We start from the raw sequence: 20,573 nt of genomic DNA on the forward strand, positions 1-20,573 counted from the left end.
TGGTATGCCCGTATCACGGGTACGACCGTGCCTGCATGCCCAGAGATCTACCAGAGGCCACCGACAAGAACCCGATCGAATGATGGAGGAACTCTCGACGACCGTTCGATCCTCGCCGCCGTGCTGGCCTGGCTGCGCGCGGGCTACCCACACGGTGTCCCGCGTGAGGACTACGTGGCGCTGTTCGCGGTGCTGCACCGCAAGCTCACCGATCGCGAAGTCGACGAGGTGATCGAACAATTGCTGGCCTCCGATGGCGTGCTCGACCGGGCCGCCATCGAGACCGCGATCGCGAAACTGGCCCACGAGAAACCCGGCGCGGAGGACGTGAATCGGGTCGCGGCCCGATTGGCCGCCGCCGGTTGGCCTTTGGGCCACCCGTCCGAGGCGTGAAGCGCGCACGGCAGGGAAGTCCGATCGCATGGCCCTCTCCGAACTGCTCGCGCGCATTGTCGCGTGGCTGCGCGCGGGCTATCCGCAGGGCGTGCCCGACACCGACTATCTGCCGCTGCTGGCGGTGCTGGCCAAGCGGCTCACCGAGGACCAGGTGCGACAGGTGGCCGCCGAGCTGATCCTGCTCGGCGCGCTGCCCGCCGACCGCGCCGATGTCGGGGTCCTCATCACCAAGCTCACCGACGAGATGCCGCGCGAACGCGATCTCGAGCGGGTGCGCGCACAGCTGCGCGCGGGCGGCTGGCCGATCGACGAGGGCTGGCCACAAGCCTCGGAGTGAGGCCCTCCCGCACCGCCGAAGATGCTTCGGTGTGACCCACCTCGCATCCGCTAATTTCGCATATCAAGGAGCGAAAATCGCTCATTGAAGAATCATCTTCAGCGCTCTGGTGATGATCTCGCACAATATTCATAATCACTCCCGAGTGGCGATCCCACCGACCCAGTCGAATCAAGCGAGGAGTGGCATGAAGATCGGAATCCCCCGCGAGGTGAAGAACCACGAATACCGCGTGGCCTGCACCCCCGCCGGTGTCCACGAACTGGTCGCCCGCGGCCACGAGGTCTACGTCGAAACCGGCGCGGGCGTCGGCTCCACCTTCGAAGACGACGCCTACCGCTTCGCCGGTGCCCAGGTGCTCGACCACGCCGACGAGGTGTGGGGCACCGCCGATCTGGTGCTCAAGGTCAAAGAGCCCATCGCCGAAGAATATTCGCGCCTGCGCGCCGATCAGGTGCTGTTCACCTACCTGCACCTGGCCGCCTCGAAGGAATGCACCGACGCGCTGCTGTCCTCGGGCATCACCTCCATCGCCTACGAAACCGTCACCGCGCGTGACGGTTCCCTGCCGCTGCTGGCGCCCATGAGCGAGGTCGCGGGCCGCCTGGCCCCGCAGGCCGGTGCCTACCACCTGATGCGCCAGGGCGGCGGCCGCGGCGTGCTCATGGGCGGCGTCCCGGGCGTGCGCCCGGCCAAGGTGGTCGTGCTCGGTGCGGGCGTGTCCGGCCGCAATGCCATCGCCGTCGCGCACGGCATGCACGCCGATGTCACCGTCCTGGACCTCAACATCACCCGCCTGCGCGAGATCGACGACCTCTACCACGGTCAGGTCCGCACGGTCATGTCCAACCGGCTCGAGGTGGAGAACCTGGTCCGCGAGGCCGACCTGGTCATCGGCGCGGTCCTGGTGCCCGGCGCCAAGGCACCCACGCTGGTCTCCAATGAGCTTGTCGCCCAGATGAAGTCGGGGTCGGTGCTGGTCGACATCGCCATCGACCAGGGCGGCTGCTTCGCCGACTCGCGCCCCACCACCCACGCCGAACCCACCTACCGGGTGCACGACTCGATCTTCTACTGCGTGGCCAACATGCCCGGCGCGGTCCCCCACACCTCCACCGTGGCCCTGACCAACGCCACCCTGCCCTACGCGGTCGCCCTGGCCGATCAGGGCTGGCGCGCCGCGGTCGCCGCCGACGCGGGCCTGGCCGCCGGACTGAGCACCCACAAGGGCGAGCTGCTCTCGGAATCGGTTGCGGCGGCGCACGGTTACGCCGCCCACCCGCTCGCCGCCTGACGCGATCCGCCCGATTCAGGAACCGCCGTGATGCCCCGGCCGCACGTGATCGAAGATCAGAATGGTCTCCGTCGACGCGACGGCCGGGTGCGCGCTGAGATTGTCGAGCACGAAGGTCCGCAACTCCCCGGAGTCGGCGGTCGCCACGTGAATGAGGTAATCATCGGCTCCGGCAATGAAATACACGTTCTCGACCTCGGGCAGCGCGGCCATCTGCTCGCCGAACTCGGCCAGATGGCTGCGCGCGGCCGCATGCACCCGCACCGCGATCATCGCCTGCAGATCCCGGCCCAGCGCCGCCGGATCGATATCGGCGTGAAAACCGCGGATCACCCCGCGCTCCACCAGCGCCCGCACCCGCCCCAGACAGGTCGAGGGCGCGATACCCGCCGCCGCGGCCAGCGCATTATTGGTCATGCGCCCGTCGCGCGCGAGTTCATCGAGCAGCAATCGATCGATGGCGTCCAGCGGCACCGGCCGCCCGGACGGACCCGCCCCATTCGATGCTGAAGAAACCTTCTTCATGAGCGAACTGTACAGAAGATCCTTCATGCTCAGGGGTGAGATCGGCTAAATCTTCACCCCGCATGGGGTCGATTCGTCACGGCCGCAGAATCATCCGGCCCGGGACGCCGCCCGCGGCCTTCACGGTGAAGGCCTGCGCCGCTTCGGCGAGTGGATACACCGCCCCGACCTGCGGGCGCACGTGCCCGTCGTCGATGAGTCGCGCGATCTCGACGAGCTGATCGCGATTGGGCAGCTGCACGAACACGATCGTGGCGATGTCGTCACGGTCGGTGGGGAATTCGGCCGCGGCCTTGATCGTGATCAGGGTGCCGCCGGGCCGCAGCAGCGCCGAGGAAGCGGTGAGCACCTCGCCGCCGACGGTATCCACCACCAGATCGGCCTGCCCGGCGATCTCGTCGAGGCCGCCATTGTCCAGGGCGATGTACCGCTCGGCCCCGAGTTCGGTTGCCAGCGCCCGGGAATGCTCGCGCCCGGTGCCGATCACCTCCGCCCCGGCCCAGCGTGCCAGCTGCACCGCCACCGATCCGACCGCCCCGCCCGCGCCGTGGACGACGACGGTCTGCCCCTTCTCCAGCTTGCCGTGGTCGAACAACGCCTGCCAGGCGGTCAGGCCCGCCCGCGGCACGGCGGCGGTCTGGAAATGGTCCAGCGACCGGGGTTTGGGAGCCAGATTGCGCGCCTCCACCGCGACGTATTCGGCGGCCGCGCCATCGCGCAACTGATCGGTCAGCCCGAACACCTCGTCGCCGACCGCGAATCCGGCGGTCCCGTAACCCAGCGCCGTGACCACCCCCGATACCTCGTTGCCGGGAATGATCGCCTCGCGTCGGTGCCCGGCCCGGCAGGTCCAAATGGGCCAGTCCAGCTCGGTGTGCGTAATCCCGCACGCGACAACCTTGATCAATACCTCGCACAGCCCGGCCTTGGCGTCGGGGACGTCCTCATAGACGAGCCCGCCGATGCCCGCGGTCGGCTCATGCGTGCGAATGGCCTTCATGCTCCGCTCCTTCTCGTCGGCGGATCGCGGTGCTGGCGACATGCCTGCTGGGGACGGTACGCCGCATCGAGGCCGGACAATATCGAATTCGCCTCCTGCGAAACGAGTTTCGCTCGACCATCGGCCTGCGCGCCCGGACTGTCGCACCCGTCTTGTAGGCTCGTCGCGTGGACATCCATTGGCACGCGGTCACGCCGCCGCCGGTAGCCGCCTGATCGGGCGCACCGGCTGATCTTTCACCCAGTGCTCGGCTGACCCTCGAGGCAGCCGGATTTCGTGTGCGCCCGTTTCGAATCCCTCTCTATCCGGAATTCGACGACGGAGTCCACCACCGTGTCCTCTCGCACCTCCACCCGCGCTGTCGCGCGCCCGCACACCGCCGCCTGGCGCGGCAGCGCACCCATCCTCGCCGCCTCGGTCCTGTGGGGCAGCACCGGCACCACCGCCTCCCTGGCTCCCGCCGGGACCTCGGCCGCCGCCATCGGCTCGGCCGGTCTCGCCCTCGGCGGGCTGCTGCTCTATGGCACCGGGCGCGGAAATCGCCTGCGGCCCAATGCTTCCGAACGCTGGCTGCTGCTGGCGGGCGCACTCGCCGTGGCCGGATATCCGGTCACCTTCTACCCGGCCGTAGCCAGGACCGGTGTCGCGGTCGCCACCGTGATCGCCCTGGGCAGCGCACCCGTGTTCGCGGGCCTGCTGGCCTGGCTCACCGGGCGCGGCGCACCCACCACGAGGTGGTGTTTGGCCACGCTCATGGCCGTAATCGGTTGCGCCGTGCTGGTAGTCGGTCCCCAATTGGGTGCCGCGAGCACCACGATCGACCCGCTCGGTGTCGTACTCGCCCTGTGCGGCGGGCTCACCTACGCCGTCTACTCGCTGATCGGCGGCACCCTCATCGCTCGCGGCCACGCCTCGAACTCGGTCATGGGCACCATGTTCGGGCTCGCCTCGGTGCTGGCCCTGCCGGTCGTGCTCGCCTGCGGCCCGGCCTGGTTGCTCACCCCGCGTGGCGCGGCCGTCGCCTTGCATCTGGCGCTGTTCACGACCTTCCTGGCCTACCGGCTGTTCGGCTACGGCCTGCGCCACACCACCGTCGAGACGGCCACCGCCCTGACCCTGGCCGAACCCGCGGTCGCGGCCCTGCTCGGTGTCACTGTCGTCGGGGAACGCCTGCCGCTGCTGTCGTGGTCGGGCATGGCCGTGCTCGCCCTCGGCCTGGCCCTGTTGACCAGGCCCGCGCGCGTGCGGGATTGAGCGCACATTGCGCCGCGGGCGGGTTGTGGTTATAACCAGTAGATGACGGTTGACGCCACGCTCACCGCCCGCGGTCTGCTGCTCGACATGGACTCCACGCTCGTGAATTCCGAAGCCGTCGTGGAGTTCCTCTGGCAGCGCTGGGCCGAGGAGCATCAGGTCCCCCTCGAAGATGTCCTCGCCGTGGCCCACGGGCGGCAGGGCTGGGCCACCATGGCCCACTTCCTGCCCGACCGCCCCGAAGAACTCAACCGCGCCGACAACGCCCGCATGCTCGAGGAGGAAACCCGCATTGTCGAGGGCGTCGTCCCGATCGCGGGCGCACCCGAATTCATGGCCGCCGTCGCCGACCTGCCCCACGCCCTGGTGACCTCGGCGAACATCGCCCTCACCGAAAGGCGCATGGCGGCAGCAGGTCTGGCGCTGCCCAGCATTCTCGTCACCGCCGAATCGGTCACCGTCAGCAAGCCCGATCCCGAAGGCTTCCTGAAAGGCGCTGCCGAACTGGGACTTTCACCGCAGGACTGCCTGGTGTTCGAGGACTCGCAGGCGGGCATCGCCGCCGCCAAGGCCGCGGGCATGCGCGTCGTCGGTGTCGGCCCCCGCGCCGCCGCCTTCACCCCCACCGCCCACGTCGCCGACCTCACCCACGTGCGCGTCGAATCCGCCCCCGACGCCACGATCGCCATTCACATCCTGCCCTGAGAGCAGGGAAGGGTCCGGGCGGCGTCTGGCGTCGGGACGCCGCCCGGAGTCTGAAGGGGCTCAGGCCTTTTCGAGCGCGGTCGGGCGCGCCAGCCGCGAGTGGAACCGCGAGTAGCCGAAATAGATGATCAGACCCAGCACCAGCCAGGCCGCGAACCGCACCCAGGTCTCCCACGGCAGCGACCAGATCAGATAGATCGAGAACCCGATGCCCACCACCGGCACGACCGGCATGAGCGGCAGCCGGAATTCCCGCGGCTCGTCGGGGCGGGTGTAGCGCAGCACGATCACCGAGATGCTGACCACGATGAAGGCCATCAGAATGCCGATATTGGTCAGCTCCGCAACCACATTGATCTTCAACAGCCCGGCCAGGATCGCCGACCCGACGCCCACGATCCAGGTCACCCGGGTGGGCACCTTGCGCGTCGGATGCGTCTTGGCGAACCACTCGGGCAGCAGACCGTCACGGCTCATGGCGAACCACACGCGGGTCACACCCAGCATGAAGGTGAGCACCACGGTGATGATGCCGACGATCGCGCCGACGGCGATGATATTGGCGACCGAGCCCATGCCCACGGATTTGAACGCGGTGGAGAACCCGGAGGTCGGGCTGATCTCGGTGTACTTCTGCATACCGGTCAGCACCAGACACGCCAGCACATAGAGCACCATGGCGATGGCCAGCGAGTAGATGATCGCCTTGGGCAGATGCCTTTTCGCCTCGGTGGACTCCTCGGCCGCGGTGCTCATGGCGTCGTAGCCGAACACCGCGAAGAACACCGTCGCCGCACCCGTCCACACCGCGCCGGTGCCGAACGGGAAGTACGGGTGATAGTTCGCGCTGTCGATCTTGAACACGCCGAGCACGATGATCAGCAGCACGATCGCCACCTTGATCCCCACCGCGACCGTCTCGAAGCGCCCCACGCTCTTGATCCCGCGCGAGAGCACCCACGCGCTGCCCAGACAGAACAGAATCGCGAACACGTCCACCACATGCCCGTCCCCGGTGCCCGAGGCCCCGAGCATCCAGTGCGGCAAGGTGATTCCGATCTGATCCAACAGGAAATTGAAATAGCCCGACACACCGATGGCGACCACCGCCGCCACCGCCACATACTCGAGCAGCAGATCCCAGCCGATGAACCACCCGGCCAACTCACCGAGTGAGACGTACCCGTAGGTGTAGGCCGATCCGGCCTTGGGGACCATGCCCGCGAATTCCGCGTAGCACAGCGCCGCGCACGCACTGGCCACACCGGCGATCAGGAACGAAATGAGCACCGAAGGCCCGGTGGTCTTGTTGGCCACCGATCCGGCCAGCGCGAAGATCCCCGCGCCGATGATGCCGCCGACCCCGATGGCCGTCAGCTGCCACAGGCCGAGGTGCCGCGAGAGCCGCTCATCGGGTGGTGCTTCGTCCTCCACCTCCGTAATCGGCTTGCGGCGCAAGATCTGGCCGCGCAACTCCGCAATGGACATGCGGGATCCTTTCGTTCCGCTGCGCCCCGCTCCGATGCGAGTAACGCAGGTCACACTCGAGCTAGCTCAGCTAATCGGACCATGCCCGACGCTGTGATCGGGCGATTGGTTAAATAAAGTTCAAAACTGTTGTCCAACCGGCCAAAGCCCGCCCCTCCCGGCGCGCCGCTCGGGGCGGCGGCCCGGAAAACCCTGGGGCACGGTGGTTTCGGCGGGCACAGCACGGGTCGATGATCTAACCTCAAACCGAAACGTGTTCTTTTCGATGGTGAAGGTGGGGGTTCGGTTCACGTGGCCCATGGTGTGTTCGATCACGAAGTGCTCGAGGCGATCGACAAGTTGTTGCCGACGCTGCGCGAGCGCGCGCAGGAGACCGAGGATCTGCGGCGCATGCCCGACGAAACCGTCGCGGACCTGCAGGCGAGCGGGCTGTTCAAGCTCACCCAGCCCACCCAATGGGGTGGATACGCCGCCGAGCCGGTGATCATCTTCGACGCCATCCGGCGGATCTCGAGCGCCTGCGGCTCCACCGGGTGGATCGCGGGCGTGTTCGGCATCCACCCCTGGCACCTCGCGCTGTTCGAACAGCAAGCCCAGCAAGAGGTCTGGGGCGAGCACCGCGAGGCGCTGATCTGCTCCTCCTACGCCCCGATGGGCGCGGGCCTGAAGGTCGAGGGCGGCTTCCGGGTCAGCGGCGCGTGGCGCTACTCCTCGGGCTGCGATCACGCGGACTGGGCGCTGCTGGGCGGACCGGTGCTCGAAGACGGCGGACCCATCATGGTCGAGGGCAAGCCGCAGTTCGGCAGTTTCCTGATCCCCAAGTCGGAGTTCACCATCGACCGGGTGTGGGACACCTTCGGTCTGGCCGGGTCCGGCTCCAATACCGTTGTGGTGCAGGACGTTTTCGTCCCCGAACACCGATTCCTGAGCTTCCACGACATGAACGACGGCACCATGCCGGGCGTGCGGGTGAACACCGAGCCGGTCTACCGCATGCCCTGGGGCACCATCCTGCCCACGGCGCTGGCGACCCCCGTGCTCGGCATGGCCGAAGGCGCGCGCGACATCTATATCGAATACCAGCGTGAGCGGTGGCGGGCCGCCTTCGCCGGTGAACAGGCCAAACACGATCCCTACATCACCGAGCGGGTGGGCCGGGTGAGCAGCGACATCGACGCCTCCCGGCGCCAGCTCTTCGGCCACATCGCCGAGGAGTACGCGACCCTGCTCGCCGGGGACGAGGTGTCGATCGAGACCCGCCTGGACGCGCGCCGCGACCAGGTCCGCACCATCCAGCGCACTGTCGCGGCCATCGATGTCTTCATGGAGTCCGCCGGTGCGGCGGCCCTGGCCAAGGGCACGCCGCTGCAGCGCCTGTTCCGCGACGCGCACGCCGCCCGCGTGCACGCCACCCATGAGGCCGAGAAGGTCTACGACATGTACGGCAAGCACAAGTTCGGCCTCGACCCCGACCTGATCATGGTGTGACGCAACCTTTTACCGCCGCGCGCCCGGACCGAAGGATCGCAGGAAGAACGCGAGATTGGCCGGGCGCTCGGCCAGTCGGCGCATGAAATAGCCGTACCACTGATCGCCGTAGGGCACATAGGTGCGCAGGTGCGCGCCCGTGGCGACCAGCCGCCGCTGCTCCTCGTCGCGAATGCCGTAGAGCATCTGGAATTCGAACCGGTCGGGCTCGCGGCGCGCGGACCGGATGTACCCGGCCGCGGCCTCGAGCATGACCGGATCGTGGGTGGCCACCATCGGATAGCCCTGCCCGCGCATGAGAATGTCCAGGCAGCGCAGATACGAGGCGTCCACCTCATCGCGATCCTGATAGGCCACCCCGGCCGGTTCGCGATACGCGCCCTTGCACAGGCGAATGCGTGAGCCCGGACCCGCCAGATCGCGGCAGTCGCCCTCGGTGCGCAGCAGATACGCCTGCAACACCGTGCCCACCCACGGGAAATCCGCCCGCAGCGCCCGCACCACGGCCAGGGTGGAATCGGTGGTGGTGTGGTCTTCGGCGTCCACGGTCACCCACACGCCCGCGGCCGCGGCGGCCGTGCAGATCTTGTGGGCGTTCTCGAGTGCGATGGCGTGCCCGTCGCGCGGCAGCGACTGCCCCAGCGCCGAGAGCTTGAGCGAAACCTCCAGGGGCCGTACAGCTTCCGTGGATCCGGGCAGCTCGCTCAGCGTGTCCAACAGCGTCAGATAGTGCGAGACGGTGGCGCGGGCCCGCTCGATATCGGTGGTGTCCTCACCCAGATAGTCGATGCTGACGTAACGCCCCGACTCCCGCAGCGCCGCGGTGGCCGCGCCCGCCTGCGCCTCGGTCTCCCCGGCGACGAAGCGCCGCACCACCTTCCGGGTCGAGGCCATCCCGGTGACGGTCTTCTCCACGCGCGGCGACCGCGAGGCCGCCAACAGCGCCGGACGCAGCGTGGTCGTGAACATCAGCGCTCCCCCGCTTCCGACGCAACCGCCTGATGCGGATACCGGTGATCGGTGGGCGGCACGAAGGTCTCCTTGATGGTGCGCGCCGAGGTCCACCGCAACAGGTTCAGCGCCGACCCGGCCTTGTCATTGGTGCCCGAGGCCCGCGAGCCACCGAAGGGCTGCTGGCCCACGACCGCGCCGGTCGGCTTGTCATTGATGTAGAAGTTGCCCGCCGCGAAGCGAAGTCGCTCGGTTGCTTGGGCGACCGCGGCCCGATCGTCGGCGATCACCGCACCGGTCAGCGCGTAGGCCGAACCTCCGTCGACCAAGCCCAGTACGTCCTCGAAGCCGCGCGGCGTGGAATCGTCGTAGACGTGCACGGCCAGGATCGGACCGAAATACTCGGTGCGGAACGCCTCGTCGCCGGGATCCTCACCCAGCAGCACGGTCGGCTCCACGAACCAGCCCTGGCTGTCCTCGGCGCGCCCACCGGTGAGCACGGTCAGACTCGGGGTCGCCTTGGCTCGCTCGAGGGCGGCCACATTGCGGTCGAAGGCGCGTCGATCGATCACCGCCCCACCGAAATTCGTGAAATCGGTGACATCGCCGTAGCTGAGCTCCGACACCTTGGCCAGGAAATCACCCGACATGCGTGACCACACCGACTTCGGGATGAACGCCCGCGACGCCGCCGAACACTTCTGCCCCTGATAGTCGAACGCCCCGCGAATCAGGGCCGTACTCAACACCTCCGGATCCGCCGAACTGTGCGCGAGCACGAAATCCTTGCCGCCGGTCTCCCCGACCAGCCGCGGATAGGTGTCGTACCCGGCGATATTCTCCGCCACCGACCGCCACAAATGCTGAAAGGTGCCCGTCGAGCCGGTGAAATGGATTCCGGCCAGCCGCCGATCGGCCAGCGCCACCGCCGACACCTCCGGGCCGCGCCCGTGCACCAGATTGATCACACCCGGCGGCAGCCCCGCCGCCTCCAGCAACCGCATCGTCCAATACGCCGAAAACGCCTGCGTGGGTGAGGGTTTCCACACCACCGTATTGCCCATCAACGCGGGCGCGGTCGGCAGATTGCCCGCGATGGCGGTGAAGTTGAACGGCGTGATCGCGTACACGAACCCCTCGAGTGGCCGATACTCCACGCGATTCCACACCCCCGGCGTCGAGATCGGCTGCTGCGTCATGATCTCCCGCGCGAAATGCACATTGAACCGCCAGAAATCGACCAGCTCGCACGGGGCGTCGATCTCGGCCTGATACGCGGTCTTGGACTGCCCCAACATGGTCGCCGCCGCCACCGTCTCGCGCCACGGCCCCGACAACAGATCCGCCGCCCGCAAGAACACCGCCGCCCGCTCATCGAACGACAACGCCCGCCACCCGGGCGCAGCCGCCGCGGCCGCCTCGATCGCGTCGGCCGCGTCCACGGCCTCGGCGACCGTGATCGTCCCCAACACCGCCGAATGCCGATGCGGCTGCACCACATCGACGACCTCCCCCGCACTGCGCCGCTCCTTCCCGCCGATCACATGCGGAATCTCGATCGACGCGGCGGCGAGCTCACTCAACTTGCGCTGCAGTCGCGCACGCTCCGGGGTACCGGGCGCGAAAGTCCCCACCGGTTCGTTCACCGGCGGCGGAGTGACCGTGACTGCGTCCATGACATCCTCCTGGCGACATGTGGCCCGAGCCACAAGGGCGATGACGCCGAGTCAACCCCGAAATCCCCCGCAGATATTGAGCCGATCGGCCAAAGACACCCGCAGAGTGTTGTACGGTCGGCCGAACCCCTTTGGCCGACACGGAGTCAGCATCATGACCCCAGACACCACCGCCGATCACCGTTCGGCCCACACCGCCGCATCCCGAACCGAGCCCGCATCCGGCACCGACCCGCGTCGCGCGATCGATGGGCCCGGGGTCGCCCTGCGGGAACTGCTGGGTGCGCTCGGTGCGACGTTGGTGGAATTGGTCGACGCGCCGCTGGGCGACGAGGTCACCATACGGTCGGTGGCACTGGCCGACAGCGATGACCTGGCTGCCGAAATCGCCGCGCACGCACCGATGTCGGACATGTATCTCCACGTCGGCGTCTCCGAACACGACGCCATGACCTGGCTGCGGGCGGTCGGCGCGCGAGCGGCGGCGCAACGGCCGCGGGTCGTGCTGTCCAAGACGGCGGGCGAATCCAGCGGACTGCGGGCCGCGGCGCAGCGGGCGGGAGTCGCGGTGGTCGCGGTGCATCCGCAGGCGCGCTGGGATCACGTGTACCCACTGATTCGTCGCATGCTCGACCGCACCCGGGGTGCCCGCGACGGGGAAGAGCGCGATCTGCTGGCCGCCGACACCGATCTGTTCGGGTTGGCGCACATCATCGCCCAGCACGCGGGCGGCATGGTGACCATCGAGGACGCGCAGTCGCACGTGCTGGCCTACTCCGCGTCCAATGACGCCGCCGATCGCCTACGGATTCAATCCATCCTGGGCCGCGAGGGCCCGCGCGAATACCTGCGCATCCTGCAGCAGTGGGGCGTCTTCGACCGGCTGCGGCAGTCCGACGAGGTCATCGACCTGCCCGCGCACGACGAACTCGACATCAAACACCGGCTGGCCGTGGGCATTCGGCGGCCCGGCGACGATCCCGCCGCCACCGTACTGGGCGCGATCTGGCTGCAAGAGGGCGAGCGGCCCTTCAAAGCCGGTGCGGCCGAAGTGCTTCGGGGCGCCTCGGCCATCGCGGCCCGCATCATCTCCCGCAGCCTGGACGCGCCCTCGACCGAGGCGCTGCTGATCCAGCGGCTCTTCGGTGCGCGCGGCGGCGGCGTCGACGTGCCCTCGGTCGCCGGTGCGCTCGGCATACCGGTGACCGGCCCGGCCGCGGTCATCGGATTCGCCCTCACCGGCGAGGCCCCCGGAGCCCGCGACCGTGAGGTGCTGGGCAGCGCACTGCGCCTGCGCGCCGGGGCCTTTCGCCGCGACGCCCTGGCCACCGTGCTCGGCGACCGCGCCTACATCCTGCTCCCCCGCTACCAATCCGCACGCGCCGTCACCGCCTGGACCCGGCAACTGGTCGACCAACTGGAATCGGCCAGCGGCCTGGTCCTGCGTGCCGCCATCGCCGTGCCCGTCCCCGATCTCGGCCACGTCGCCCGCGCCCGACTCGAGGTCGACCGGGTCCTCGACAGCACCGCGGCCACCTTCCCCAAGGACCGCGTCACCACCCTCGCGGAGTCCCGGACGGCGGTCCTGCTCGGCGAAATCCTCGACCTGCTCGCCGCCCGCCCGGAACTCCACGACCCACGCCTGAACGCCCTGTTCGACTACGACCGCACCCACGCCGCCCAACTCGAAGCCAGCGTCGAGCACTATCTGCGCCACCACGGCGACGTCCGCGCCGCCGCCACCGCCCTGAGCATCCACCCGAACACCTTGCGCTACCGGCTACGTCGCGCCCAGGACATCACCGGCATCGACCTCGACGACCCGGCCGACCGGTTACTGCTGGAATTGCAACTGGCCCGGCATCGCCGCGGGGACGACCGGTCGCGCGGTTAGCAGTTCGAGGGCGCGGGCTCACCGCGGAAACGGGCGTCGATCCAGTTGATGGCCGTCGGCGCGCCCAGCACGGCGGTGGTGAGATGGTCCGGGCTGGGGAACAACTCGGACTCCACCGGGATCCTGGCCGCGCAATAGTGGCGCATGGTGTTGTCGATGGCGTCCACCGGAATCAGCGCGTCCTGCGGGGCATGCCATTCGAAGATCGGGATGCTCGGCACACCGTCGAAGAGCTCGATGCTGTTGTCCTCCACCACACGTCGCGCCCGCGGATCCGACACCAGCGAGGTGGAGGCGGCGAAATCCAGCACACTGTGGCCCGCGCCCGCGACCAGAATGTCATTGGTGCAGCCGTTGGCGATGGCATTGCGCGCCGCGATCCCCGCGGCATTCATATTGTCGCTGACCGGCAATTCCTCGGGGTACTCGCGCTCGAGCCCGATGGCCGCGGCCAACGCCAGCCCGAACACCGGATGATGCTGGTAGCCCAGCCCTTCGATCATCTTGACCAGATTCATCGGCACCCCACCCTCGGCCGCCCCGACCAGATGCAGCTCCGGCGCGTACTGCGGCTGCAACGCCGCCGCCCACGAGGTCGCCATGCCGCCACCCGAATAGCCCAGCAGCGCAACCGGACTCGTTTGCAAACCGAACTCACGCACCCGCTGCACCGCGCGAATCCCGTCCAGGGTGATCAGCCCGCCCAACCGTGCCGCGCCGTAGGCGATGGTCGGACCGAGATGATCGGGCAGCGCGATCGACCAGCCGCGCAACAGCAGCCCATTGAGGACCGGCGCCTCGCGCACCGCGAGATTGGGGTCCTGGGTGTAGAGCACGTGCGAGACCGCGCACTGGGTGCCCAAGCCATTGATGATGTGCTGATACGACAGCAGCGGCGCGCCCGGAATCGCATTGGCGGGGCGCAGCACGGTGGTCGTCGCGGCAATCGGATTGCCCGCGGAATTGGTGGAACGGAACTTCACCAGCGACACCGAAACACCCGGGAACAACGGCAGCGGCGGCATGGGGCGCACCGCCAACACCTCGCCGGGCGCGGCGGATCCGATATCGGGCGGGGCCGCGTAAAAAGGGTCGGGATCCGGAATCGGATACACAGGCGACGCGCCCACGGGTGCGGCGGCGAGCACGAGCAGCACGGGTAGGGCACCGAGCGCGATCAAACGGCGCACGCGGGATAGCACGGTATAAATACCTCCGGGGTGGGTAGCCAACAGGTTGCCAATAGCACTTTCATCTGTCCGGCGCGCGCCCGTGACTGCGACACGCCGACATCATCAATAGTTCATCTACATAGTTCTCGATTATTCGGAAACCGCCGCCTCCATGAGCGGCCAGGACTCGTGTAAATCCTGCTGCCAATACGGCCAGGAATGTGTTCCGCGCGGGTGGAAAACGAATGTCGCGGGCACCGACAGTTCCTCGAGCCGACGCTGGAAGGACTCGGTGCAGTCGTGCACCAGATATTCCAGCACCGCCCCGAAGGTGACCGCCTGCGGCATGAGCGGATCGGTCAGCGATTCCGGTCCCGGTGTTCCGCTGCCCGCCGAGATGTAGACCGCCTTGCCGCGCAGCGCGGCCGCGTGGGTGAGCGGATCGTGGGCCGACCAGGCCGGGTCGCCGTCGGGTCCCCACATGTTCTCCGGATTGCCGCCCACCCAGCTCACCGAATTGCGGATGGCCAGTTTGGCATTCGCGCTCTCGGTGTCCAGGCAGCCGCTGAAGGCCGCGAAGCCGCGATACAGGTGCGGGTAGCGGGTGGTCAGCGTCGCCGCCGACAGCGCGCCCATGGACAGCCCGCCGATGGCATTGCGGCCGCTGCCGTGGAAGTGCTCGTCGATCAGCGGCGGCAGCTCGCGGGTCAGGAACGTCTCCCACATCTGCACCCCGCCCAGCGCCGGATCCGGCCGCTCCCAATCGGAATAGAAACTGCCCCGCGCCCCGACCGGCAGCACCACATTGACGTGTTTGTCGGCGAAGAACTCCGCGATATCGGTCTTCTGCGTCCAATTCGTCTCTCCGGCTCCGGTATCCACGCCGTCGAGCAGGTAATACGACGGGCGTTCACGCTCGTCGTCGGGGTGCAGCACATCGACGGTGACCGCGCGGCTCATGGCGGCGGAATACACCGTGATCTGTGATCGTTTCGGGCCCATTTCCCGCACCCCCACAATGGCGGATTCCGATGTCGGCTCGGCGTGCAGCGCGCCGTTGCCGGATATCAGGAAGACCGTCATGGTGAGCACCGCGGACGCGGCCCTGCGCATATTCGAGGTCATCGATTTCCGTTCATCAGGATCCGGCTGTCCGAGCAATTCGCATGCTAAGTGAAATATCCGTGATCCAGCGGAAGCGACGCGGTGTGTGTATTGCTAACTGTTTGCTAAATCGTGGTGACGGGTCAGTGTCCCGGGCCGGTACATCCCGTTGGCACCAGCCGCCCGGCCAGCAACTGCTCGATCCAGCCGATGGTCAGCGGAATCGCGAGCGCGCCCACGAGAAAATGCTCGCCCGGAAACGGCTGCAACCGCACCCGCGCGCCCCGGGCGCACCAGTCCTCGAACAGCTGCTGCGCTCCCTGATAGGGAATCCAGATCTCGTGGACGCCGTGGTAGATGAACACCGGGGCGGTCGGTGCGACCGCGCCCGGCTGGTTCTGCGCCAAGATGTGTTGGACCATGGGCAGTTTCGTCGGCTCGGCCACGCTGGAGAGCTGATCGATGCGCAGCGGCGCGATCACGCCGAGCACGGTCTCCTGCGCAACGCAGATGTCGCGGAACAGCTTCGCCACGCGCCAGCCATTGTCATTGAGCAGGCCGAGCAGTTCCGGGTATTCGCGCGCCAATCCCAGTGCCGCCGCCAACAGCACACCCGAGGCGAAGTTGACCCCGTCCATGCGCGGCAGCAGCAGTTGATAGTCCGAGGGGCCGCCGCCGATCAGCGCGCCAGCCAGCTTGATCTCCGGGGCGTAGGTCGGGGCGAGTTGCGCGGCCCAACTGGTGGCGATCGCGCCGCCGGAGTAGCCGGTCACAACCACCGGGGTGTCCGGCCCCAGCCCCGGCATCGGCGTACGGGTCACCGCCCGAATGGAATCGAGCACCGCGTGCCCGCCCATGAGCCCGGCCGCGTACGCCTGCCGCGGACCCTGATGATCCGGGATGACGACCGCGTAGTTCTTGGCCAGCAGCAACTGAATGGCCAGCATGTCCGCCGAGACACCCCGCTTCAACTCCGCCGACGGAGCACAGGAGTGTCCCACCGAGGAGATCGGAATGTCGTAGGACACCAAAGGCCGTGGGCCCGGACCCTTCCAGGGTGCGTTCGGCAACAACAGCGTGGTGACCACCGGAACCGGTTGATCGTGCGAATCGGTGGAGCGGACCAGCAGTTCGAGCGAGCGGGCCGTGGGAAAGAACCCGCCCGCCACCCGCACCGACAACAGCGTGCCCGGCGCCAGCGCCTCGAAGCCGGGCTTGGGCGTGTAGAAGGGGTCGGACGGCGGGGTGGGCATGATCGCGGCCGGGTCGTGTTGGGGCGCAATCAGATCCAGGACCGGGTTGGCGTGCGCGTAGGCGGGCAGCGTCGCCGCCAACGCCACCAGCACCCACATCCGTATTGTCCGGATTGTCGCCACGGGCCAGGATCGTGACATACCGAATGGTCCGCTTTTTGGATTTGCCTCGGCGCGGCGTGGAGATCACCGGGAACCCCGCCGCGTCGGGCCCGTTCCTGGCACAGTGTCCGAATGAGGTGGTCACTTGTCCTGATAGCGGTAGTGGTCCTCGCGACCGGATGCGCCACCCGGACATCGGATTCGCCCTGGCGCGAACTGTCCCCGCCGCAGCACGACGCCCGCATTCTCGAATTCGCCCCCGCCGCCGAGGGCATCCTCGCGCTCGGCTCGATCCCCGCGGGCGAGAGCCGAACCCCGGCCGCCTGGACCACCACCGACGGCACGCACTGGAAATCGGTCCCGGTGCACCCCGAGAGCCCGTATGCCCAACAGGCCGAACTGATCTCGGCCGGTGTCGGGGACCGGACGGTGGTGCTGGGCCAGGCTTTCGGTGGCGCGCACAGCAATCCGCGCATGACCATCTGGAGCGGCGACGCGCACGGCCTGCAGGAGTACCCCCAGGCCATGGAGATGTTCGGCGGCCCGCACGCCATCGCGGTGACCACCGCCGCCGCACTGCGCGGCACCGATCTGCTGATCGGCGATTGGGACGGACCCGAGGGCCGTTACGGTGCCGCGTACTGGACCTCGCCCAATGGCGGCGACTGGCAGCGCCACGCCGAGGACCCGGCCCTGTCCTCGGCCCCGGGCGAACAGACCGGCGCGGCCGGGGTCACCACCGGTCCCGACGGCTTCGTCATCGTCGGAGAAACCCTGCGCGACAACGTACTCCGGCCACTGGAGTGGACCTCACCCGACTCCGTCACCTGGCAGCGCCACCCCCTGTCCGGAACCAATGCCGTCGCCGCCCGAGTCGCCTGCGGCACCACCTCGTGCACGGTCTTCGGCCAAACCCTCGGCGCGAATCCGCATGTTCTGTGCTGGCCCACCATCGATTCCGAGCCGCTCCCCGGCCCCTCCGCCCCCACGGTCGACACCCTTCAGGCGCTCCCGACCCCCACCCGCCTCCTGACCCTGACCGCCCTCGACCACAGCGTGGCCTTGCATTCGGTGGCCTCGAATTGCACCGACTGGCAACAAATTCCGCTACCGGTCACCGCGGCAACAGCTCGTATGACCACCCTGCCCACCGGCCTGCTGCTGGCCACCACCGACGACACCCACACCCGCCTGTGGCTGCACGCCCTCCCCTAGCCGCAGGGCCAACCCGGTCAGGCCGACGGACTCAAATCGAACGGGACGGCCATCCAACGGTTGGACGGCGGCGAGAACAACAGCGCCAGAATGGTCAGGGTCACGATGGCCAGCGGCACACCGAGCATCGGCTGAGTGCCGGTGAACATGTCCCACGCCATCATGAACAGCAGCCCCTGCGCGATCACCACCACGGTGCGCGGCCACCAGCGCCCGACGAGCAGTTCGATCCCCGCGAAGAACACCGAAGCGGCCAGCAGCACAAGACAAATCGCGATGCCGTAGTCGCCGTGACGCCCCGTTGCCGCGCGCCCGAATGTCAAGATCGCCGCAATGGTCGCGACCAACCCCTCGAGGGCCACCAATACTCCCGCCACCCGCACTACCATCGGCGGCCCACCCGGGGCCGCAACCCTCTGCTCAGCCACCAAACCAGGCTACGACCGGCCCCCGCACCCAGACCGCAACCAATACGGTTTTGTTCCTCGATCGCGGCCCTACCGTCATGACCGGCGCGGGCTAGTCCTCGGGCTTGGCCCAGCGGCCGCGAGCCTGACCGATATGGGCGCGCAGGAACGCCTCGACCGCGTCCTGGTCGCGGGACTCGATGAGGTCCACGATGGTGAAGTGTTCGCGGGCCACGTCCACCAGTTGGCCCTTCTTGGCCAGGGACGCGAGCCCGAACAGGCGGGTGTGGTCGCGCAGGTCGGAGACCAGTTGGGTCAGGCGCGTGTTGTCGGCGTAGCCCAGCAGCGTCAGGTGGAAGATCTGGTCGGCGGCGGTGTATTCGACCAGGTCGCCGCGCTCGGCACCCTCGACGATCTTGGTGGCCAGCTCCCGCAGGCGCGGGAAGTCTTCCTCGGGGATCAGCGGCGTGACCTCGCGCACCGTGGGCGGTTCGATCAGCAGCCGGATCTGGGTGATGTCGTCGAGATCCTTCTCGGCGATCTCGGTGACGCGAAATCCCTTGTTGGGCACGATCGAAATGAGGTTCTCGCGGGCCAGGTCGACCATGGCCTCGCGCACCGGGGTGGCCGAGACGCCGAACCGAGCACCCAGGGACGGTGCCGAATACACCACGCCCGGCTCCATCTCACCCGCGATGATGGCCGCCCGGAGCGCCTGCGACACCTTGTCGCGGAGACTGACCTTCTCCATCTGGGTGAAGTGGTCGATACTCACGTCGGCATCCCCTGCCCATATCCGTTGATTCGATCGGTCTGGGACAGTCTATGCCATATCACGTTGTATAGCGCGTTCAGCGCTCGGCGGCCGCCGCGTCCACCGCGCGCAGCGAGGTGCCGACGGTCTCCCGCGCGAGCCCGACCGCCACGACCGAGATCACCGCCGCCGCAACCAGATACAGCGAGATCGGGATCGAGCTGTGCAGCCCGTTCAGCAGGCCGACGGCGATCAGCGGCGCGAGCGAGCCCGCCAGAATCGGCGCGACCTGATAACAGAACGACAGCGCCGTATAGCGGACGCGCGTGGGGAACATCTCGGTCAGCAGGGCGGAATACGGTGCGTAGGTGAGCGATTCGATGGCCAGGCCCAGCGTGATGGCGGCGATGATCGCCGCGTAGTTGCCGGTGTCCATCATCGGGAAGGCCACGAAGCCCCAGCCCGCGGTGAGCACCGCGCCGGTGAGGTAGACCGGTCGGCGGCCGATCAGGTCCGAGAGCAGACCGGCGGCCGGAATCATGAACAGGTGCAGCAGATGCGCGATGAGCATCAGCGTCAGGATGGGCGCGGTATCGACGTGCACCACGAGCTTGAGATAGGTGATCGAGAAGGTCACCACGAGGTAGTAGAGGATGTTCTCGGCGAAGCGCGCGCCGATCCCGATCAGCACCGCGCGCCGGTGCTGGCGTAGCACCTCGACCAGGCCTGGCGAACGGCGCTGCTCCACTTCCTGTTTCGCCTGCGCCTCGCGGAAGATCGGGGCGTCGTCCACGCTGGAGCGCACCCAGTAGCCGAGGATCACCACCACGGCCGAGAGCCAGAACCCGACCCGCCACCCCCACGCCAGGAACTGCGCGTCGGACAGCTGCGCCGACAGCGCCAGCATGACCAGGGTCGCCACGATATTGCCCAGCGGCACGCCCGCCTGCGGCCAACTGGCCCAGAACCCGCGGCGGTGATCGGGGCTGTGCTCGCTGACGAGCAGCACCGCCCCACCCCATTCGCCACCGAAGGCGAAGCCCTGGATCAAACGCAAGGACACCAACAGGATCGGTGCCCAGGAGCCGAGGACCGCGAAGGTCGGCAGACAGCCGATCAAGAAGGTCGAGACACCGACGATGACCAGGCTCACCTGCAGCAATGCCTTGCGTCCCAGTCGATCCCCGAAGTGGCCGAACACCATTCCCCCGAACGGCCGGGCCAGAAAGCCGACCGCGTACAGCGCGAAGGCCGCGATCACGCCGTCGATGCCATTGCCGCTGGATCGGAAGAACACCTGGCCGAACACCAGCGCCGAGGCCGTGCCGTAGAGGAAGAATTCGTACCATTCGGCGACCGCGCCCGCCATGGCCGCGGCCACGATGCGCCCGAGTCTCGCGGGTGGGAGTGCTTGGGGCGCTTCGACTTTCGGGCCGGTTTCGGCGAGTGGTCGATCGGTCGCGGTCCCGTCGTCGACAGCGGTCATTGGCGCACCCTCATCGCTCGGTGGTGTGTGACATTGCACCGTAGAGAAGTGATCGCCATCACGCAAGTGGTT

General features: G+C 68.0%; 19 protein-coding genes. 8 read left to right on the forward strand and 11 right to left on the reverse strand.

From position 1 onward, the window contains the following. Positions 1-120: 120 nt before the first annotated feature. The 3 genes from VMT40_RS22605 to ald all read left to right on the forward strand — a co-directional run bounded on the left by VMT40_RS22605 (position 121) and on the right by ald (position 2,027). Positions 121-393, forward strand: coding sequence for a DUF3349 domain-containing protein (locus VMT40_RS22605; protein WP_326360616.1), 273 nt, complete (start codon positions 121-123; stop codon positions 391-393). Between the two features lie 28 nt (positions 394-421). Beyond that, a complete protein-coding gene (locus tag VMT40_RS22610; RefSeq protein WP_326360618.1) occupies positions 422-733 on the forward strand; it encodes a DUF3349 domain-containing protein in 312 nt (103 codons plus the stop codon). A gap of 187 nt (positions 734-920) precedes the next feature. After that, positions 921-2,027: an alanine dehydrogenase gene (ald, locus tag VMT40_RS22615; RefSeq protein WP_326360619.1), complete on the forward strand. Its 1,107-nt coding sequence runs from the start codon at positions 921-923 to the stop codon at positions 2,025-2,027. Positions 2,028-2,042: 15 nt separating this feature from the next. Here the strand turns inward: ald and VMT40_RS22620 are convergent, their stop codons facing one another. After that, the gene (locus tag VMT40_RS22620; protein WP_326360620.1) at positions 2,043-2,552 is read right to left on the reverse strand and encodes an Lrp/AsnC family transcriptional regulator; all 510 of its coding nucleotides are present in this window, start codon (positions 2,550-2,552) and stop codon (positions 2,043-2,045) included. Positions 2,553-2,628: 76 nt separating this feature from the next. Next, positions 2,629-3,552, reverse strand: a complete 924-nt coding sequence (locus VMT40_RS22625) for an NADP-dependent oxidoreductase (RefSeq protein WP_326360621.1) — start codon at positions 3,550-3,552, stop codon at positions 2,629-2,631. 333 nt (positions 3,553-3,885) lie between these two features. Between VMT40_RS22625 and VMT40_RS22630 the strand changes: the two genes are divergently transcribed. Together VMT40_RS22630 and VMT40_RS22635 are read left to right on the forward strand one after the other, a co-directional pair. After that, a complete protein-coding gene (locus VMT40_RS22630) occupies positions 3,886-4,806 on the forward strand; it encodes an EamA family transporter (RefSeq protein ID WP_326360622.1) in 921 nt (306 codons plus the stop codon). A 42-nt stretch (positions 4,807-4,848) separates the two neighbouring features. Continuing rightward, entirely contained in the window at positions 4,849-5,511 is a 663-nt protein-coding gene (locus VMT40_RS22635) for an HAD-IA family hydrolase (RefSeq protein ID WP_326360623.1), read from the forward strand. A 60-nt stretch (positions 5,512-5,571) separates the two neighbouring features. Here VMT40_RS22635 and VMT40_RS22640 read toward each other — a convergent pair whose 3' ends face one another. After that, positions 5,572-6,999, reverse strand: coding sequence for an amino acid permease (locus VMT40_RS22640; RefSeq protein WP_326360624.1), 1,428 nt, complete (start codon positions 6,997-6,999; stop codon positions 5,572-5,574). A gap of 291 nt (positions 7,000-7,290) precedes the next feature. Between VMT40_RS22640 and hsaA the strand changes: the two genes are divergently transcribed. Continuing rightward, complete coding sequence (hsaA, locus tag VMT40_RS22645; RefSeq protein ID WP_326360625.1) at positions 7,291-8,487, forward strand: 3-hydroxy-9,10-secoandrosta-1,3,5(10)-triene-9,17-dione monooxygenase oxygenase subunit; 1,197 nt, start codon at positions 7,291-7,293, stop codon at positions 8,485-8,487. A 9-nt stretch (positions 8,488-8,496) separates the two neighbouring features. Here hsaA and VMT40_RS22650 read toward each other — a convergent pair whose 3' ends face one another. Continuing rightward, on the reverse strand, positions 8,497-9,456 hold the full coding sequence (locus tag VMT40_RS22650; protein WP_326360626.1) for a proline dehydrogenase family protein: 960 nt from the start codon (positions 9,454-9,456) through the stop codon (positions 8,497-8,499). Then, positions 9,456-11,114 (reverse strand): L-glutamate gamma-semialdehyde dehydrogenase, encoded by a 1,659-nt coding sequence (pruA, locus tag VMT40_RS22655; RefSeq protein ID WP_326360627.1) that lies wholly within the window; start codon positions 11,112-11,114, stop codon positions 9,456-9,458. Before pruA ends, VMT40_RS22650 begins: the two co-directional genes overlap by 1 nt. Before the next feature lie 154 nt (positions 11,115-11,268). On the opposite strand from pruA, the gene VMT40_RS22660 reads away from it, so the two are divergent. Then, on the forward strand, positions 11,269-13,008 hold the full coding sequence (locus tag VMT40_RS22660) for a PucR family transcriptional regulator (protein ID WP_326360629.1): 1,740 nt from the start codon (positions 11,269-11,271) through the stop codon (positions 13,006-13,008). Here VMT40_RS22660 and VMT40_RS22665 read toward each other — a convergent pair. From VMT40_RS22665 to VMT40_RS22675, 3 genes are all read right to left on the reverse strand, one after another. Next, the gene (locus VMT40_RS22665; protein WP_442790034.1) at positions 13,005-14,198 is read right to left on the reverse strand and encodes a lipase family protein; all 1,194 of its coding nucleotides are present in this window, start codon (positions 14,196-14,198) and stop codon (positions 13,005-13,007) included. The two genes, VMT40_RS22660 and VMT40_RS22665, sit on opposite strands and share 4 nt — an antisense overlap. Positions 14,199-14,330: 132 nt before the next feature. Further along, positions 14,331-15,305, reverse strand: coding sequence for an alpha/beta hydrolase (locus VMT40_RS22670; RefSeq protein WP_326360631.1), 975 nt, complete (start codon positions 15,303-15,305; stop codon positions 14,331-14,333). 122 nt (positions 15,306-15,427) lie between these two features. Then, complete coding sequence (locus tag VMT40_RS22675; protein WP_326360632.1) at positions 15,428-16,660, reverse strand: lipase family protein; 1,233 nt, start codon at positions 16,658-16,660, stop codon at positions 15,428-15,430. A 111-nt stretch (positions 16,661-16,771) separates the two neighbouring features. Between VMT40_RS22675 and VMT40_RS22680 the strand changes: the two genes are divergently transcribed. Beyond that, positions 16,772-17,854, forward strand: coding sequence for a hypothetical protein (locus VMT40_RS22680; RefSeq protein ID WP_326360633.1), 1,083 nt, complete (start codon positions 16,772-16,774; stop codon positions 17,852-17,854). A gap of 17 nt (positions 17,855-17,871) precedes the next feature. Here VMT40_RS22680 and VMT40_RS22685 read toward each other — a convergent pair whose 3' ends face one another. From VMT40_RS22685 to VMT40_RS22695, 3 genes are all read right to left on the reverse strand, one after another. Then, positions 17,872-18,282, reverse strand: coding sequence for a hypothetical protein (locus VMT40_RS22685; protein ID WP_326360634.1), 411 nt, complete (start codon positions 18,280-18,282; stop codon positions 17,872-17,874). A gap of 91 nt (positions 18,283-18,373) precedes the next feature. Further along, on the reverse strand, positions 18,374-19,036 hold the full coding sequence (locus VMT40_RS22690) for a GntR family transcriptional regulator (RefSeq protein ID WP_326360636.1): 663 nt from the start codon (positions 19,034-19,036) through the stop codon (positions 18,374-18,376). A gap of 76 nt (positions 19,037-19,112) precedes the next feature. Beyond that, positions 19,113-20,501: an MFS transporter gene (locus VMT40_RS22695; RefSeq protein WP_326360637.1), complete on the reverse strand. Its 1,389-nt coding sequence runs from the start codon at positions 20,499-20,501 to the stop codon at positions 19,113-19,115. Positions 20,502-20,573 lie beyond the last annotated feature (72 nt).

It is taken from the genome of Nocardia sp. CDC160 (genome assembly GCF_035818795.1).
GTDB lineage: Bacteria > Actinomycetota > Actinomycetes > Mycobacteriales > Mycobacteriaceae > Nocardia.

What these genes read in the sequence shown, in the direction of transcription:
- VMT40_RS22610 (WP_326360618.1), top strand. Translation starts at nt 422, where the DNA reads ATGGCCCTCTCCGAACTGCTCGCGCGCATTGTCGCGTGGCTGCGCGCG.
- ald (WP_326360619.1), top strand. Translation starts at nt 921, where the DNA reads ATGAAGATCGGAATCCCCCGCGAGGTGAAGAACCACGAATACCGCGTG.
- VMT40_RS22620 (WP_326360620.1), bottom strand. Translation starts at nt 2,552, where the DNA reads ATGAAGAAGGTTTCTTCAGCATCGAATGGGGCGGGTCCGTCCGGGCGG.
- VMT40_RS22625 (WP_326360621.1), bottom strand. Translation starts at nt 3,552, where the DNA reads ATGAAGGCCATTCGCACGCATGAGCCGACCGCGGGCATCGGCGGGCTC.
- VMT40_RS22635 (WP_326360623.1), top strand. Translation starts at nt 4,849, where the DNA reads ATGACGGTTGACGCCACGCTCACCGCCCGCGGTCTGCTGCTCGACATG.
- VMT40_RS22640 (WP_326360624.1), bottom strand. Translation starts at nt 6,999, where the DNA reads ATGTCCATTGCGGAGTTGCGCGGCCAGATCTTGCGCCGCAAGCCGATT.
- VMT40_RS22650 (WP_326360626.1), bottom strand. Translation starts at nt 9,456, where the DNA reads ATGTTCACGACCACGCTGCGTCCGGCGCTGTTGGCGGCCTCGCGGTCG.
- pruA (WP_326360627.1), bottom strand. Translation starts at nt 11,114, where the DNA reads ATGGACGCAGTCACGGTCACTCCGCCGCCGGTGAACGAACCGGTGGGG.
- VMT40_RS22660 (WP_326360629.1), top strand. Translation starts at nt 11,269, where the DNA reads ATGACCCCAGACACCACCGCCGATCACCGTTCGGCCCACACCGCCGCA.
- VMT40_RS22670 (WP_326360631.1), bottom strand. Translation starts at nt 15,305, where the DNA reads ATGACCTCGAATATGCGCAGGGCCGCGTCCGCGGTGCTCACCATGACG.
- VMT40_RS22680 (WP_326360633.1), top strand. Translation starts at nt 16,772, where the DNA reads ATGAGGTGGTCACTTGTCCTGATAGCGGTAGTGGTCCTCGCGACCGGA.
- VMT40_RS22695 (WP_326360637.1), bottom strand. Translation starts at nt 20,501, where the DNA reads ATGACCGCTGTCGACGACGGGACCGCGACCGATCGACCACTCGCCGAA.